This is a genomic window from Entomomonas sp. E2T0, from assembly GCF_025985425.1.
Classification (GTDB): Bacteria; Pseudomonadota; Gammaproteobacteria; order Pseudomonadales; family Pseudomonadaceae; genus Entomomonas.
Genome location: NZ_CP094972.1, coordinates 2,634,037 through 2,648,740 on the forward strand (window position 1 = coordinate 2,634,037; position 14,704 = coordinate 2,648,740).

Here is a 14,704-nt window from a genome sequence, read left to right on the forward strand (position 1 = left end):
ATTCAATAATGTCACTGTATTGACATTCTATTCTACAGTTTCTTTTATTACATCTTTAACTAACTTACCTGTATCATCCCAATGACTCCAACGTTCTACTCGTTGATCTTCTTTATAGCGACCAGCTTCTTTTTTCCTACCATTACCATACCAATAAATCCAAACACCTTCCCTTTTATCAGTTTTGTAATAGCCTTTTTGCATTCTTCTACCATTTTGGTACCATACGGTCCACTGTCCTTCTTTTAGCCCTTCTTTATAGTGACCTGATGATTTCTTTTGACCATTTTCATACCAAGATACCCATAAGCCTTTTCGTTGTCCTTGGTCAAATACACCCTTTTGTTCAACTTGGCCATTTTTAAACCAGACAATTAACAAACCATTAACATCCATATGGTCATAATTTACCGCATCAAAATTTTGATGTTTAGCCTGTTCTATATTAGTAATTAAATAGGGATCTGTTCTTTTTTCACCTGAATTATAAAAATCTTGGATAATAAAAAACATACCCTTTTGCCCTTTATCAATTCGATAAAAATCATCACCTTGTACTAAAATGTGTAATACCACTTGATTGGCATGTTGATCTATATTTTTATTATCATCTGTCTCAACTACTTCGCTAACAACGACTGACTCACTTTCAATGACACTTTCTTGTTCACTGTTAGCTTTATTGGCTGTAATAGATTCTTTTTCTGTAACAGTAGTTGTCTGTTCTTGAGCATAACTCACTGTATTACTAACACTTAAACAAATAAATACAGTGACTAACAACTTTTTCATTTCACTAAATTCCCATCAAAATAATTGATCTATTTAACTTAATATCAGTTATTTCATTAATATTAGTGACAATCATCTATCTCTCAACTCTTATAATTTCTAGCAGTAACTTAGCCTACAGTTTAATAAACTCAATTTAAACTGATCATATTTTTAGCTAATAATAAAACAAAAAATTAATTATTTTTCTGATAATTTGTTACTGCATATAAATTGGCTAACGTAGCTATATCCCTATCTTGCTTTTGAACAATAATTAATTCAACACGTCTATTTTGCTCACGGCCTTTTGAAGTTTTATTAGTAGTAATTGGTTGATTAGAGCCTACACCTGTAGAAAAAACCTGTCTACGTGGTAATCCTGCTACATTAAACACTGAACCAACACTCTTAGCTCTCTTTAAACTCAGTTCATTATTAACAGCTGCCCCACCTGTATCATCAGTATGTCCTACAATAACTACCACACTATTAGTGTCTTGCTTCACTAATTTAGCAATCTTAGTTAATGGTGTTAATGTCACTGGTAATAAAACATCTTGCCGCTTAGCATTAAAGCTAGCATTTACAGGCATAACAATTACAATGCTATCACCCCTTGTTTCCATTACAAATTTAGAGCCTGCTATCGCTTGTTTAACCATAGCTTCATTAATCGAGGTAGAGGTATAAGTTACTCCACCCCTTTTTACTTGAATAACCTGTTGTTGAGGCTCTGGGCTAGAACAGCCAGTAGCAGTTAAGAGACTTGTTAATAACACACTAGCCATCACAGCTTTCATTGAATTAAATATAGGCATAATACTTTCAGGGCAAATTAAGGATGTTTTCAGGATATTATAAATCGTAACATCCTATCACATCCTAGTCATTGATTTAAGTTTAGTTATATTCATTTTGTAACAAAGCATTCAGCATATTACCAACCTAAATGTATAAACCCTTATAAGCTATGTGACAGCGCTATTTATAGTAACGATAATGACCAATCATTTGCCAGTCAAATAACACATCCTCTTCTTGTGCGCCCCAACCTATGTTATGAATAATCAGTGGTCGTGTTTCATTGTCATTCATATTAGTTGATACAATACCAATATGAGGTCGACCATTATCCAAACGCCATGAAACAATATCACCTGCCTGATAATCTTGAGATTGCTGAGTAATTGGTAAACTTTTTCCTTGACGCTTAAAAAATACTTCTAAGTTTGGTACACGGCGGTGGTCTATATTTTTATCAGGCTTAGTTAATCCCCATGTTTTAGGGTATACCGCAAACTGCTGACGCATATCTTCATGAACCAACTGCTGTAAGTCGACCTTATGACTACTTCTTAAAGCTCGAATTACCACATCGGTACAAACACCCCGTATTAATGGAATATCACCCATTGGATAAGCTAATAATGTATAGCTAGGATCATATATAAGGGTTTTACCTACTTGATCTTGAGCAGCTGTTGCTATTTGAACATTATTAGCCCAACTAAAAATAGGCAAACAAATCAAAATAACAATAATACCCTTCAACCAATGTAATATTCTTAACTCCTTTCCCTTGACGCTTATCATCTATCATTTACTCTTTATAAAAACCCACTTTATGTTTTAATAGTAAGAATGCTAAAATTCTATACTTTCAATCAATTAATTATATTTTAATAATGACTATACAGCTACTTCCTGAAATAGAACAATTTTTACTCTGTCCTACACCTGATTCTTGGTTAGAACAAGCCAAGCAAAAAGAAAATGAAGCTATTTTATTAATTGATCATGCTAATTGTGAAAAAAAAGCTGCTTTTACCGCATTAAACTTAATAGTCCGTTATACTGAATTCGAAGATTTACAATATAAACTTTCTCGCTTAGCCCGTGAAGAATTACGCCATTTTGAGCAAGTAGCTGCCATCATGAAAAAGCGTAATATCGAATATGTATTTTTAGAAGCAGCACAATATGCTCAACGATTACGTAAACATCTAAGAAAACCTGACCCAGAACGTATGATTGATATTTTAATTATAGGTGCCTTTATCGAGGCTCGTTCTTGTGAGCGCTTTTATCGGGTTGCCCCCTATGTAGATGATGAGTTAGCAAAATTTTATTTATCTCTTTTAAAGTCAGAAGGTCGTCACTACCAAGACTATTTAAAACTAGCTGAAAAGTACTCTCCTGAACCAATTGATGAACGTGTGGCTTTCTTTGCAGAAATAGAAAAACAAGCCATTCTAACTCCTGATAATACTTTCAGATTCCATAGTGGCGCTGTAATATAAAAATAACATTTTCTGTATAAATTCCTCTATAACAAACTTATAACTTATGCAATAATAACTCTATAAGTTACTAAATTAGTATCATCAATTAATAACTTAAAATAAATTCCATAAACCGTTTATTATTGTACAAATTTAGCGTCCCATTGCTACAATGCAGGTTTAGAGTAATGAGCTTAACATTTAAAAAATTTGGTTATACTTCAAAATCATCAGAGACTGTAAAAAATATTAATGGCTTCAAGAACAGCAATTTGCAACTTCAAAAGAAACTATTAGAAGCTTATAATCAACCTCTGCCAACACTTGAAGATATAGCATTATTTGAAGAACAAACTAATATTCAATTACCAGAAGATTATTCTAACTTTTTACTCACTATCAATGGTGGATATCCAAATTACTATTATATTCCTACTATTGAGAGTACAGTAGATCACTTTTACCCTTTTAACTGTCCATTTCAAACTAGCTCAATGAATGATCTGTTAGTTCTTAACAAAAAAGACTTCTTCAAAGATGATCGTTACAACTACCTACCTATTGCTTGCTCACTGGGTGGTGATGAGTATTTAATGGGACTAAAAGCTGATGGAACAAACCCTATTTACTTATATAATTTCAGTGATTTATCACTTATAGATTTTGATGAATCAAAACTAGTTTTTGTAGCTGACTCTTTTTCTGTTTTGCTTAATTTACTAGTACCCTATGAAAAAGCTCAAAAATTATAATTATTTATTTTATTATTAACCTAATTAATAGTTTTACTACTTTATATAATTTACTAATCAAAATAATTAACGAATAACTAAAGATGGATAAAATAGATTACGTTGTAATTGGTGCTGGTGTAGTTGGCCTAGCTATTGCGAGAAAGTTAGCTGTAATTGGTAATGATGTTATTATTATTGAAAAAGAAACAGCTATTGGTACTGAAACAAGCTCTCGTAACAGTGAAGTAATTCATGCAGGTATTTACTACTCTACTAACTCGTTAAAAGCAAAACTTTGTGTACAAGGTAATCAATTACTCTATGAGTATTGTGAACAGCATAATGTAGACTTTAAACGTTGTGGCAAACTAATTGTTGCCACTAATAATAATCAAATTAAAGAATTACAAGCGCTTCAAAGACAAGCGTCTGCTAACAATGTACCTCCATTAACTTGGTTAGATAAAGATCAAGTTACCGCATTAGAACCTGAACTTAATGCTACATGCGCTCTACTTTCACCCAGCACAGGTATTATTGATAGTCATGGTTATATGCTTGCCTTACAAGGTGATTTAGAAGCTAACGGTGGAATGATTGCGCTTAATAGTCCTGTTCAATCTGCCAAATTAACTGCTGAAGGGATTATCCTAACAATCGCTGGAGACGAACCTTTTCAGTTATTAGCTAAAAAGGTGATCAATTGTGCTGGACTTTATGCTACTCAATTAGCTCAAAACTTTGCAGGATTGCCAAAGCAATATATCCCTAAAGAGTATTATGCAAAAGGTAGTTATTTCAGCTTAGCAAAACGTGCACCTTTTTCTCATTTAATCTATCCAGTACCTGAAGCAGGTGGCCTTGGGGTACATCTAACACTTGACTTAGCAGGCCAAGCTCGCTTTGGCCCTGATGTAGAATGGATTACTGAACTTGACTACTCAGTAGATCAACAGCGTTGTAATAAATTTTATGCGGCTATTCGTAATTATTGGCCTAACCTTCCTGATGATACATTACAGGCTGCCTACAGTGGTATAAGGCCTAAAATCACTCCCCAAGGAGCAACAGCTGCGGACTTTAGAATAGATAGTTCAACAACTCATGGAGTTAATGGATTAATTAATCTATTTGCAATAGAGTCACCTGGGTTGACTGCTTCATTGGCTATAGCAGATTATGTAGTTACCCTACTCTAAACTAATTAATTTTTAATGGATAGTTAGTCATCTAAATTTACTAACTACCCATTAATACTTTATTATTCTTCTATACCTTCAGATAAATCATTTAACTTTTGTGCTTCTTGCTCTTTATGCTCTTCTCTTTGTTGATCTGCATTTTCAGCATGGTTAGCACCTTCTTCAGGTGTTGCTGGCGCTTCTTCAACTACCTGTGTTTGCATCGGAATTCCTTCCGTATTACCTATTTGCACAGGAATACCGTCGTGGTGACTAGCAACCATCTTAGCAAGCGACATATCTACCACAAAATTAGGGTTATTATATCGTTTCTGAGCATTCAAGATAAATTGCTCTACATCTGGTGCAGGATGTTCATCTAAAGCCTTATGTGCTTCAAAATAAATCTTTCCATTCTCAACACCTATTTTATAAGGTTGAGTCACAATAGTAACCTTTGTACCCATTGGTAAAATACCAAATAGATAAGTAACATCAGGATTCAGCATTCTAAAACAACCATGGCTAGTACGTGTACCAATGCCAAATTGTTTATTAGAACCATGAATTAAGTAACCACTAAATCCTAACTGTATCTTATAAGGGCCTAATGGATTATCTGGACCTGGTGGTACTACTGCGGGTAGTGGATCACCATCTTCAGCATGCTCTTTGCGTATTGAAGCAGGTGGAACCCAAGAAGGATCCTTAACTTTGCCCACTACTTTAGTAGCGCCTAAAGGTGAGCCCCAACCTTCACGACCAATACCTAATGGAAACGTATAGACAATATCTTGACCTTTTGGATAATAATAGAGACGATACTCTGGCAAATTAATTACAATACCTTCACGAGCGCTATCAGGTAAAATATAGCGAGTAGGTAATAAAATATCTGTACCCTCACCAGGCAACCAAGCATCTATACCAGGATTTGCGGCAATCATTTGACTATAACCTAAGCTATAAGTATCACCTAAATCAACAAACGTATCTTCATACTTAGCTTTAATAATCTGCATCTGTCCGATTAAATCTTCACCTTCTGCAGGCAATTTATACTGAACTGCAAATACATTAGTAGCCAAGGCACCCCATAAAAGACTACTAATAATAACTCTAGACAAACGCACCATGCACCCCACTCAACCTAAAAATTAATAATATTAAAAATTTTGGCTATTTTAAAATGTTCGCCATTTTAACCAGTTTATAATCAACCTTATAGTACTAAATAGTAATAAACTACAACAATTTTATAAGTTATTAATTATTTGTTTATATTCACTTTAATAATGGTTGTAACTTCTGCCAAACATCTTCCATTATAATTGCTTGCCCTTTAGTATTAGGATGTACCCCATCCGTCTGCATTAAATCTGGATTACCCCCTGTATTCACTACAATAGAAGGTAATAAAGCCACTTCTTGTTCCTTCGCCACAGTTGGATAAACAGCTACAAATCGATCTAAATATTGCTGGCCATAGTTTGGTGGTAATTGTATTCCCACCAATAATACTGTTGCTTGTTGTTTAGCAAGACTTACCATTTGTGTTAAATTTTTTTCAATTAATTTTGGTGGTGTTCCACGCAGACCATCATTACCACCTAATTCAATTACCACCACATCTGGCTTATATTTCTCTAATAAATTAGGTAACCTTGCAACACCATTCGTTGAAGTATCACCCGAAATAGATGCATTAATTAATTGGTAATTATATTGTTTATCTTTTAAGCGTTGCTCTAGTAAATTTACCCAGCCTTGACTGACCTCAATACCAAAACCTGCACTAATACTATCCCCCACAATAAGCAATGTTTTGCCGCTAGCAATAGGTATAGTAAATAATGCCATGATAATAATTAGCATTCTTTTAAACATCTGAGCAATCCTATAAGCAAAAGTATCTTCAATTTAAAACAAGATACCTTCTCTTTACAACCATCCTTTATTGTCTAAATATTACACCGACCCTATTGATAATTAAGTATTTTTATAACTTCTTAAAAGCCGAGCGTAACTATTTGATATTGAATAGTTATATTATTTAATAACCATACAACCATGTGTTATATAGTTTTAAAATTAAACATTAGAATTAAATATATACATATTAAATATTGTAGTTACTTTAATATACTTTTTAAAATAGTTATTAAATTAAAAAATAGAATGGGAATATAAATAAAAATATTACCTGTCGTCCTTATATTTTTATTTATATACAAGGGGTTATAACAGTATGATTTTGAGTGCACAGCAAGTTGGAAAAGTGATTAAGGGTGAACAAGACCTTGTCATTTTACAAGACATTAGTTTTGATCTTAAAGCAGGTGATAGTTTAGCCATTGTAGGAAGCTCAGGTTCAGGTAAATCAACATTATTAGGACTACTTGCTGGTTTAGATACACCTAGCTCTGGCACTATTACATTAGCAGGAAAAATACTCAATCAATTAAATGAAGATCAGCGTGCTGCCGTAAGGGCTGAGAATGTTGGTTTTGTTTTTCAATCTTTTCAATTGCTTGATACATTAACAGCATTAGAAAATGTCATGTTACCCTTGGAGTTAGAGGGAAATAGTAATGCTAACAAACAAGCACACCAATTATTAGCAAGAGTAGGATTAAAACATCGCCTGCATCACTACCCTAAACAGCTATCAGGTGGTGAACAGCAAAGAGTTGCTATTGCTCGTGCCTTTGCCTCAAACCCTAAAATATTATTTGCCGATGAGCCAACAGGTAATTTAGATACTCATACAGGCGAACATATTAGCGATTTATTATTTGAACTTAATAGAGAACAATCTACAACACTAGTATTAGTAACTCATGAAGAACGACTCGCGAAACGTTGTCAACGACAAATTCAAATTGAAGCGGGTCAACTTACAAATGAGGCTAACTAAGGATGAGTAAGCTGGTTCCTATCAAATTATTCTCTCTCGCTTTTAGGCAACTGTTAAGAGATATAAGAGCAGGCGAGTTACGAATTTTATTCTTTGCTTTAATGATAGCTGTTACTTGTAGCACCGCTATTGGTTACTTTAGTGCTCGTTTACAAGCTTCAATGGAGACAAAAGCTGGTGAATTTTTAGCGGCAGACCTTGTTATTAGTGGTAGTTCTCCTGCAACCACTGAACAAATTAATGAAGGTGAAAAACTAGGCTTAACACAAGCCAAAACAGTTTCTTTTAGTACTGTTGTCATTAATCAAGATGAGATGCAGTTAGTAGGTGTTAAAGCGGTAGATAATAACTATCCCTTACGTGGACAACTAAAATACAAAACTGCTTTTGATATAACAGAACAAACAACATCTAATGGCCCTCCTGCTGGTGAAGTATGGGCTGAACAACGCTTATTTATCGCATTAAACGTTAACTTAGGGGATATGATTAATATTGGTAATGCTCAATTACGCGTCACCAAAATTCTAACTTATGAACCTGATCGCTCAATGGATTTTTATACGTTAAACCCTCATATTCTTATGAATATGTCTGATCTACCTGCCACCAATGCCATACAACCTGGTAGTCGTGCTAGTTATCGGCAACTTTGGGCAGGTACAGCAGAAGCCATCAATCAATATCACACCAAAATCACACCAACCATTGCCCCTCACCAACGTATTTTAACAGGGAAAGATGGCAATATTCAGCTAAACAATACACTGAGTAGAGGTGAAAACTATTTAAACTTAGCTAGCTTAGTAGCTATCTTGTTAGCCAGTGTAGCAGTTGCTCTCTCAGCCAATCAGTTTGCTACTCAACGTTTTGATAGTAGTGCATTACTGCGTTGTTTAGGTCTATCACGCAAGCAAGTGCTAATACTTTATACACTGCAACTTGCTTATATTGGCTTAATCGCCTGTATCTTAGGCGCTGCTTTAGGTTGGTTAGTACAATTAGGTTTATTTAAATTACTTGCTGGATTAGTTAGTGGCGTTCTTCCTTCTGTTGGCCTATCTCCAGCTTTAGCTGGTATAGCTACAGGCTTAATTGCTTTGGCAGGCTTTGCTATTCCGCCCTTAGCCGCATTGGGTAATACACCACCAATCCGTGTCTTACGCCAAGACATTTTCCCTACACCTCCTCGTAGTTGGTTTGTTTACGGTCTTGCTATCCTAGCTTTAGCCATTATCATGTGGAGACTTAGTTTAGATATTAGGTTAACTCTTTCACTAATGGGAGGCGGCTTAATAGCTATTGCTATGCTAGGTGGCCTATTATTATGGGGATTAAAAGGTTTAAGAAAACTATTAACAAAAGCCTCTTTACCTTGGCGATTAGGATTAGGACAATTACTCCACTATCCAATACGTGCTATTGGTCAAATTTTAGCCTTTGGTGTTATTTTAATGGCTATGGCTTTGATTATCTTACTACGTAGTGAATTATTAGATACATGGCAAAAGCAACTTCCGAAAAATGCGCCTAACTATTTTGCTATGAATATTACTGATGCTGAATTACCGCTATTTCAAGAACAGGTAAAGCAACTGTCTAACCATATTGCTCCCTATTATCCAATTATTGCTGGACGCTTAACAGAAGTAAAAGGAACGCCTGTTGCGCAACTAAACTTAACAGGTCGTGGAGATAATGCTACCCACCGTGACCTTAGCTTGACTTGGACAGCAGAACTGCCCAGTGAAAATATCATTACCAGTGGTGCATGGTGGTCTGACTCAACTGAAGATAAAACATTAGTTAAAGTTTCTTTAGAAGACGAATTAGCAAAAAGTTTAGGAGCCAATATAGGTGATCAACTGACCTTTGTAATTGGTGGTGTTGAATATAAAACCATTATGACCAGTACACGGAAAATTAATTGGGATAATTTTCAACCAAACTTCTTTGTAATCTTTGATCCAGAAAGTGTACAAAACATACCTGCTACTTATTTAACAAGCTTTTATATTGCTACTGGGCACGATAAAGAAATTGTTGAACTAGCAAGAAATTTTCCAACTGTTACCTTGCTGGATATTGATGGGTTACTAAAACAATTAAATACCATCCTTTCTCAAGTGACTATTGCTGTAGAATATATTTTATTATTTGTCTTATTGGCAGGTATTACGGTGCTATTTGCTGGCTTACAATCCACGTTAGATAATCGTATTCGCCAAGGTGCTTTATTAAGAACATTAGGTGCCAAAAGACAACTACTAAAACAAACACAAATTGCAGAGTTTGCTTTATTAGGTGCTATGGCTGGTGGTTTAGCTGCAATAGGTTGTGAAGTGATTAGTGGATTACTGTACCACTTTACTTTAAAAATTAGTTGGCACTTTCATCCTTGGTTATTGATATTACCTGTGATTGGGGCGATACTTATTGGCTGCATAGGTGTATGGGGCACTCGACGTACCATTAATAGTAGCCCCCTACAAGTATTGCGCGAAGGTTAATTTATTTAAAAATGCTAATATTTTAGAGAATCTATGAGTCGTTATCGTCCACCACGAAAAGCTGGTACTGCTCTTATTACCCCAGAAGGTGAAGCTAAATTACGGGCTGAACTACATGAGTTATGGCATGTAAAACGCCCCAAAATCACCCAATCAGTTAGTGAAGCAGCTGCCCAAGGTGATCGTTCTGAAAATGCTGAATATACCTATGGCAAAAAAATGCTACGGGAAATAGATAGCCGTGTACGTTTTCTAACTAAACGTCTAGAAGCATTAAAAGTAGTAGATCAACCACCTACCGATCAAACAAAAGTTTATTTTGCTGCATGGGTTAGTTTAGAGGATGAACAAGGTACAGAAATGCGTTGCCGTATTGTCGGCCCCGATGAATTAGACTTAAAAAACAATCATATTAGTATTGACTCTCCTCTAGCCAGAGCATTACTAGGAAAAACATTAGATGCAGAAGTAATGGTACAAACACCAACGGGTATTAAACGTTGGTATATTCTAGATATAACTTATTAAATGTTATGACCAATAGCTTGTTTGCGGTTCTTAAAAAACTTAAGCCTTTTTGGCTTACCCTACGACCTACTTGTTTACTGTGCCTAACAACAATTAAAAACAGCACATTAGCTATTTGTGACGATTGCAGAAAAGATTTACCTGCTATAATACAAGGTTGTCAATATTGTGGTTTACCTATTCCACATCAGGGTATTTGTGGACAATGTCTACAACAACCTCCTAGCTATCATAAGATTATAGCCCCTTATCGTTATGACTTCCCTATTGCCCAACTTATTGCTAAATTTAAATACCAACAACAATGGCCTATGGGGTATCTACTAGCATCACTATTAATAGAATACTTACAGCAAAATTATAATAATAGCTTAGCCAAACCACAGTATTTAATCCCTGTCCCACAGTCTAAACAACGATTACGACAACGAGGTTTTAACCAAGCAGAAATGCTTGCTAAATGGTTAGGTAAAAATTTAACTATACCCACCCAATACCATTTACTTACTAGGGTGATAGATACACCACCCCAACAACAACTTTCTGCTAAAAAGCGATTACAAAACTTAAAAAATGCATTTAATATTAATCCTTCTATCAATATTAACAATGCACATTTAGCTATTGTTGACGATGTGGTTACCACAGGTGCAACAGCTAATATTTTAACTAAAATACTCTATAAAGCAGGCGCTACCAGAGTGGATATTTATACAATTGCTAGAACGCCACAAACTTTTAAATAAAACCTAAGTTTATTATCTATTAACCAGTGATTTGTACTATAATTTCGCACTAAATTTTAAATTGACAATGGACATAGTATGAGCAAACCATTTTCTGATACCTCTCAACAGCCAACCTTTCAACTTAAAGGAACTATGCTGGCCATCACTGTATTTGAACTTGCTCATTTTAATATTGAACGTCTAACAAAAGAACTCACTGCTAAGGTTAAAGAAGCACCAGAGTTTTTTGGTACCATTCCAATGGTACTAAGTATTGATAAACTAGATATCCCTTTAACAAAAGTAGAACTTAAAGGGTTAATTACTCTTTTTAAAGAATTCAATATTCAACTAATGGGCTTGCGTACAGATGATGAAAAATCAGTGATCACAGCCCACAAATTAGGTTTAGTTGTATTACCTCCAACAGGCGCTAGAGAAAAACTTATTGAAATTGCAGTTAATCGTCCTATTGTTGCAGAACCAACCTCAACAGAGCCTATAACTGAAACGCCAGAGCCAGAACAACAAGTATCTGCTGATGGACAACAGCAACTCCCTATAGAAGAAGCACAGCAAGCTATAGATACTGCTATTGTTACTAATGAGAATATACCTGAACTAACCAATGAAGCAATAATCACTGAGGGAGATGCTCTCAATGGAGAGATTATTGCAGCTAATGTAACCACACATGCTGAAACAACTAAATCTAAACATCAACCAAAACCTACTATGATTGTTGCAACACCTGTGCGTAGTGGTCAACAAATTAAAGCTGATGACTGTGACTTAATTGTAACCTCTAATATCAGTACTGGTGCAGAGCTAATGGCAGATGGTAACATTCATATTTACGGTATTATGCGTGGAAGAGCCATGGCAGGCTTCCATGGCAATAACAAAGCACGTATTTTTTGCGCGCATTTAACGGGTGAACTTATTTCTATTGCAGGACAGATGATTACTGAGGAAGAACTAAGACGGCACCCTTTATGGGGAAAACCAGCTCAGTTATATCTCGAAGAAAATCAGTTAACTATTACCCCCCTTTCTTAAGTATGATTAGACTTTAAAAGGTGTTTATAAAAGGTTATTATGTTCAGCAATTTTATAGTTTTATCATCTATTAACTAAATTTATTATATTGAGGTGGAAGCTTGGCCAAAATTATTGTAGTCACTTCTGGTAAAGGTGGCGTAGGGAAAACAACTACGAGTGCAGCAATAGGTACAGGATTAGCCTTGCGTGGTTTAAAAACAGCTGTTATTGATTTTGATGTTGGTTTAAGAAACCTTGACTTAATCATGGGCTGTGAACGCCGTGTGGTATATGACTTTGTTAATGTTATTAATGGCGATGCAACGCTAACCCAAGCATTGATTAAAGACAAACGTGTAGAAAACCTTTTTATTCTTGCAGCAAGCCAAACACGTGATAAAGATGCCTTAACCGTAGAAGGTGTTGAAAAAGTCATTAACGAACTTTCTGAAACTTTTGACTATATTATCTGCGACTCCCCTGCTGGTATTGAAAAAGGTGCCCATCTTGCCATGTACTTTGCAGATGAAGCTGTTGTTGTGACTAATCCAGAAGTTTCTTCAGTGCGTGACTCTGATCGTATGCTAGGTCTTTTAGCGAGCAAATCACGTCGTGCTGAAAAGAATGAAACACCTATTAAAGAACATCTATTAGTTACTCGCTACTCTCCTGAGCGTGTAGAAAAAGGTGAAATGTTAGGTATTGAAGATGTAAAAGAAATTCTATCCATTGAGCTAATTGGTGTCATCCCTGAATCAAAAGCTATTCTTAAAGCTTCTAACCAAGGGATTCCTGTAGTATTAGATGATCAAAGTGATGCAGGCCAAGCCTATAATGATGCTGTAGATAGACTGCTAGGTAAAACTGTACCTTATCGCTTCTTAGAATTACCTAAGAAAGGAATTTTTCAACGCTTATTCGGAGGTAATGAATGAGTATCCTAGATTTCTTCCGAAGCAAGAAGCAACCCAATAGTGCATCTATCGCTAAGGAACGTTTACAAATTATTGTTGCCCACGAACGAGGGAGACATTCACAACCTGATTATTTACCACAATTACAGAAAGATTTACTAGATGTAATTCGTAAATATATTCCTATTGAACAGGATCAAATACAAGTAGAGTTAGCTACTCAAGATAACTGTTCAGTACTTGAGTTAAATATTACTCTACCTGAATCAGAAGGGCGCTAATTTATTAGCGCCTTCTTCATTACTACTCAATATAGTTATTTGCACTTTGATATAAAGAGATATTTATGCCGTTATCTTCTATCGAAATAATCTATGAGTGCCCTTCTTTTCTTATTGTTAATAAGCCGCCCTACCTACTGTCTGTACCTGGTCGAGCTGAAGATAATAAAGATTGCTTAATCACTCGCCTACAACAAAATGGTTATCCAGAAGCATTGATAGTCCATAGACTTGATTGGGAAACTTCTGGCTTATTAGTTATAGCACGCGACCCTGATAGCCATCGAGAACTTTCTCGACAATTTCAAGACAGAGAAACTCAAAAATCTTATACTGCACTATGTTGGGGAATACCTAATTTAGACAGTGGTTCTATTGATTTACCGTTACGTTATGATCCTATTAATAAACCTCGCCATATTATAGATTATCAACAAGGCCGCCATGCCCTAACCTTTTGGAAAGTATTAGAACGCCATGATTACCATAGCCGTTTAGAGCTAACCCCTATTACAGGAAGATCTCATCAACTACGGGTACATCTATTATCTATTGGCCATCCTATTTTAGGTGATAAGTTATATGCTCATGAAGATGCTCTAGAAGAGCAACCACGACTATGTTTACATGCTACTGAGCTATCCATCACACACCCAACTACAAAAGAACGATTATTCTTTGAAAGTCCTGCTCCTTTTTAATAAAATATTGTATAATTTGTTACAAACTGCTTATTTATTACAAAAATATTGATCTATATTGTAGTAAATTAGTTATATAAGTGCTAAAAATGTTGCATTAATAGTTAGTTAGT

General features: G+C 35.3%; 15 protein-coding genes and 1 pseudogene. 11 read left to right on the forward strand and 5 right to left on the reverse strand.

What is annotated here, in order from left to right:
* Positions 1 to 27 precede the first annotated feature (27 nt).
* From MTZ49_RS12645 to MTZ49_RS12655, 3 genes are all read right to left on the reverse strand, one after another.
* Positions 28 to 792 (reverse strand): toxin-antitoxin system YwqK family antitoxin, encoded by a 765-nt coding sequence (locus MTZ49_RS12645; protein WP_264745896.1) that lies wholly within the window; start codon positions 790 to 792, stop codon positions 28 to 30.
* Between the two features lie 176 nt (positions 793 to 968).
* On the reverse strand, positions 969 to 1,592 hold the full coding sequence (locus MTZ49_RS12650; RefSeq protein ID WP_264745897.1) for an OmpA family protein: 624 nt from the start codon (positions 1,590 to 1,592) through the stop codon (positions 969 to 971).
* Positions 1,593 to 1,755: 163 nt separating this feature from the next.
* Positions 1,756 to 2,367: a DUF1287 domain-containing protein gene (locus MTZ49_RS12655; RefSeq protein WP_264745898.1), complete on the reverse strand. Its 612-nt coding sequence runs from the start codon at positions 2,365 to 2,367 to the stop codon at positions 1,756 to 1,758.
* Positions 2,368 to 2,459: 92 nt separating this feature from the next.
* On the opposite strand from MTZ49_RS12655, the gene MTZ49_RS12660 reads away from it, so the two are divergent.
* From MTZ49_RS12660 to MTZ49_RS12670, 3 genes are all read left to right on the forward strand, one after another.
* On the forward strand, positions 2,460 to 3,074 hold the full coding sequence (locus MTZ49_RS12660) for a tRNA-(ms[2]io[6]A)-hydroxylase (protein WP_264745899.1): 615 nt from the start codon (positions 2,460 to 2,462) through the stop codon (positions 3,072 to 3,074).
* Between the two features lie 170 nt (positions 3,075 to 3,244).
* Positions 3,245 to 3,808: an SMI1/KNR4 family protein gene (locus tag MTZ49_RS12665; protein WP_264745900.1), complete on the forward strand. Its 564-nt coding sequence runs from the start codon at positions 3,245 to 3,247 to the stop codon at positions 3,806 to 3,808.
* Between the two features lie 83 nt (positions 3,809 to 3,891).
* Positions 3,892 to 4,989: an NAD(P)/FAD-dependent oxidoreductase gene (locus MTZ49_RS12670; RefSeq protein ID WP_264745901.1), complete on the forward strand. Its 1,098-nt coding sequence runs from the start codon at positions 3,892 to 3,894 to the stop codon at positions 4,987 to 4,989.
* A 194-nt stretch (positions 4,990 to 5,183) separates the two neighbouring features.
* Here MTZ49_RS12670 and MTZ49_RS12675 read toward each other — a convergent pair.
* Positions 5,184 to 6,107 (reverse strand): annotated as a pseudogene (locus tag MTZ49_RS12675) (L,D-transpeptidase family protein); the annotation flags it as partial.
* Positions 6,108 to 6,255: 148 nt separating this feature from the next.
* Positions 6,256 to 6,858 carry an arylesterase gene (locus tag MTZ49_RS12680; RefSeq protein ID WP_264745903.1) on the reverse strand — a complete coding sequence of 201 codons (603 nt, stop codon included), beginning with the start codon at positions 6,856 to 6,858 and terminating at the stop codon, positions 6,256 to 6,258.
* A gap of 361 nt (positions 6,859 to 7,219) precedes the next feature.
* Here MTZ49_RS12680 and MTZ49_RS12685 point away from each other — a divergent pair, with 361 nt between their 5' ends.
* The 8 genes from MTZ49_RS12685 (at position 7,220) to MTZ49_RS12720 (ending at position 14,591) form a co-directional block, all read left to right on the forward strand.
* Positions 7,220 to 7,888 (forward strand): ABC transporter ATP-binding protein, encoded by a 669-nt coding sequence (locus tag MTZ49_RS12685; RefSeq protein ID WP_264745904.1) that lies wholly within the window; start codon positions 7,220 to 7,222, stop codon positions 7,886 to 7,888.
* A gap of 2 nt (positions 7,889 to 7,890) precedes the next feature.
* Positions 7,891 to 10,398, forward strand: a complete 2,508-nt coding sequence (locus MTZ49_RS12690) for an ABC transporter permease (protein WP_264745905.1) — start codon at positions 7,891 to 7,893, stop codon at positions 10,396 to 10,398.
* 33 nt (positions 10,399 to 10,431) lie between these two features.
* Positions 10,432 to 10,926: a transcription elongation factor GreB gene (greB, locus tag MTZ49_RS12695; RefSeq protein ID WP_264745906.1), complete on the forward strand. Its 495-nt coding sequence runs from the start codon at positions 10,432 to 10,434 to the stop codon at positions 10,924 to 10,926.
* A 5-nt stretch (positions 10,927 to 10,931) separates the two neighbouring features.
* Complete coding sequence (locus tag MTZ49_RS12700) at positions 10,932 to 11,672, forward strand: ComF family protein (RefSeq protein WP_264745907.1); 741 nt, start codon at positions 10,932 to 10,934, stop codon at positions 11,670 to 11,672.
* Positions 11,673 to 11,750: 78 nt separating this feature from the next.
* Positions 11,751 to 12,713, forward strand: coding sequence for a septum site-determining protein MinC (gene minC, locus MTZ49_RS12705; protein ID WP_264745908.1), 963 nt, complete (start codon positions 11,751 to 11,753; stop codon positions 12,711 to 12,713).
* Positions 12,714 to 12,814: 101 nt separating this feature from the next.
* A complete protein-coding gene (gene minD, locus MTZ49_RS12710) occupies positions 12,815 to 13,630 on the forward strand; it encodes a septum site-determining protein MinD (RefSeq protein WP_264745909.1) in 816 nt (271 codons plus the stop codon).
* A complete protein-coding gene (gene minE, locus MTZ49_RS12715) occupies positions 13,627 to 13,890 on the forward strand; it encodes a cell division topological specificity factor MinE (RefSeq protein ID WP_264745910.1) in 264 nt (87 codons plus the stop codon). Before minD ends, minE begins: the two co-directional genes overlap by 4 nt.
* Positions 13,891 to 13,955: 65 nt before the next feature.
* Positions 13,956 to 14,591 (forward strand): RluA family pseudouridine synthase, encoded by a 636-nt coding sequence (locus MTZ49_RS12720; protein ID WP_264745911.1) that lies wholly within the window; start codon positions 13,956 to 13,958, stop codon positions 14,589 to 14,591.
* Positions 14,592 to 14,704: the final 113 nt, after the last annotated feature.

What these genes read in the sequence shown, in the direction of transcription:
- MTZ49_RS12690 (WP_264745905.1), top strand. Translation starts at nt 7,891, where the DNA reads ATGAGTAAGCTGGTTCCTATCAAATTATTCTCTCTCGCTTTTAGGCAA.
- MTZ49_RS12650 (WP_264745897.1), bottom strand. Translation starts at nt 1,592, where the DNA reads ATGCCTATATTTAATTCAATGAAAGCTGTGATGGCTAGTGTGTTATTA.
- MTZ49_RS12680 (WP_264745903.1), bottom strand. Translation starts at nt 6,858, where the DNA reads ATGTTTAAAAGAATGCTAATTATTATCATGGCATTATTTACTATACCT.
- MTZ49_RS12685 (WP_264745904.1), top strand. Translation starts at nt 7,220, where the DNA reads ATGATTTTGAGTGCACAGCAAGTTGGAAAAGTGATTAAGGGTGAACAA.
- MTZ49_RS12720 (WP_264745911.1), top strand. Translation starts at nt 13,956, where the DNA reads ATGCCGTTATCTTCTATCGAAATAATCTATGAGTGCCCTTCTTTTCTT.
- minC (WP_264745908.1), top strand. Translation starts at nt 11,751, where the DNA reads ATGAGCAAACCATTTTCTGATACCTCTCAACAGCCAACCTTTCAACTT.
- MTZ49_RS12645 (WP_264745896.1), bottom strand. Translation starts at nt 792, where the DNA reads ATGAAAAAGTTGTTAGTCACTGTATTTATTTGTTTAAGTGTTAGTAAT.
- greB (WP_264745906.1), top strand. Translation starts at nt 10,432, where the DNA reads ATGAGTCGTTATCGTCCACCACGAAAAGCTGGTACTGCTCTTATTACC.
- MTZ49_RS12700 (WP_264745907.1), top strand. Translation starts at nt 10,932, where the DNA reads ATGACCAATAGCTTGTTTGCGGTTCTTAAAAAACTTAAGCCTTTTTGG.
- MTZ49_RS12655 (WP_264745898.1), bottom strand. Translation starts at nt 2,367, where the DNA reads ATGATAAGCGTCAAGGGAAAGGAGTTAAGAATATTACATTGGTTGAAG.
- MTZ49_RS12660 (WP_264745899.1), top strand. Translation starts at nt 2,460, where the DNA reads ATGACTATACAGCTACTTCCTGAAATAGAACAATTTTTACTCTGTCCT.
- MTZ49_RS12670 (WP_264745901.1), top strand. Translation starts at nt 3,892, where the DNA reads ATGGATAAAATAGATTACGTTGTAATTGGTGCTGGTGTAGTTGGCCTA.
- minE (WP_264745910.1), top strand. Translation starts at nt 13,627, where the DNA reads ATGAGTATCCTAGATTTCTTCCGAAGCAAGAAGCAACCCAATAGTGCA.
- MTZ49_RS12665 (WP_264745900.1), top strand. Translation starts at nt 3,245, where the DNA reads ATGAGCTTAACATTTAAAAAATTTGGTTATACTTCAAAATCATCAGAG.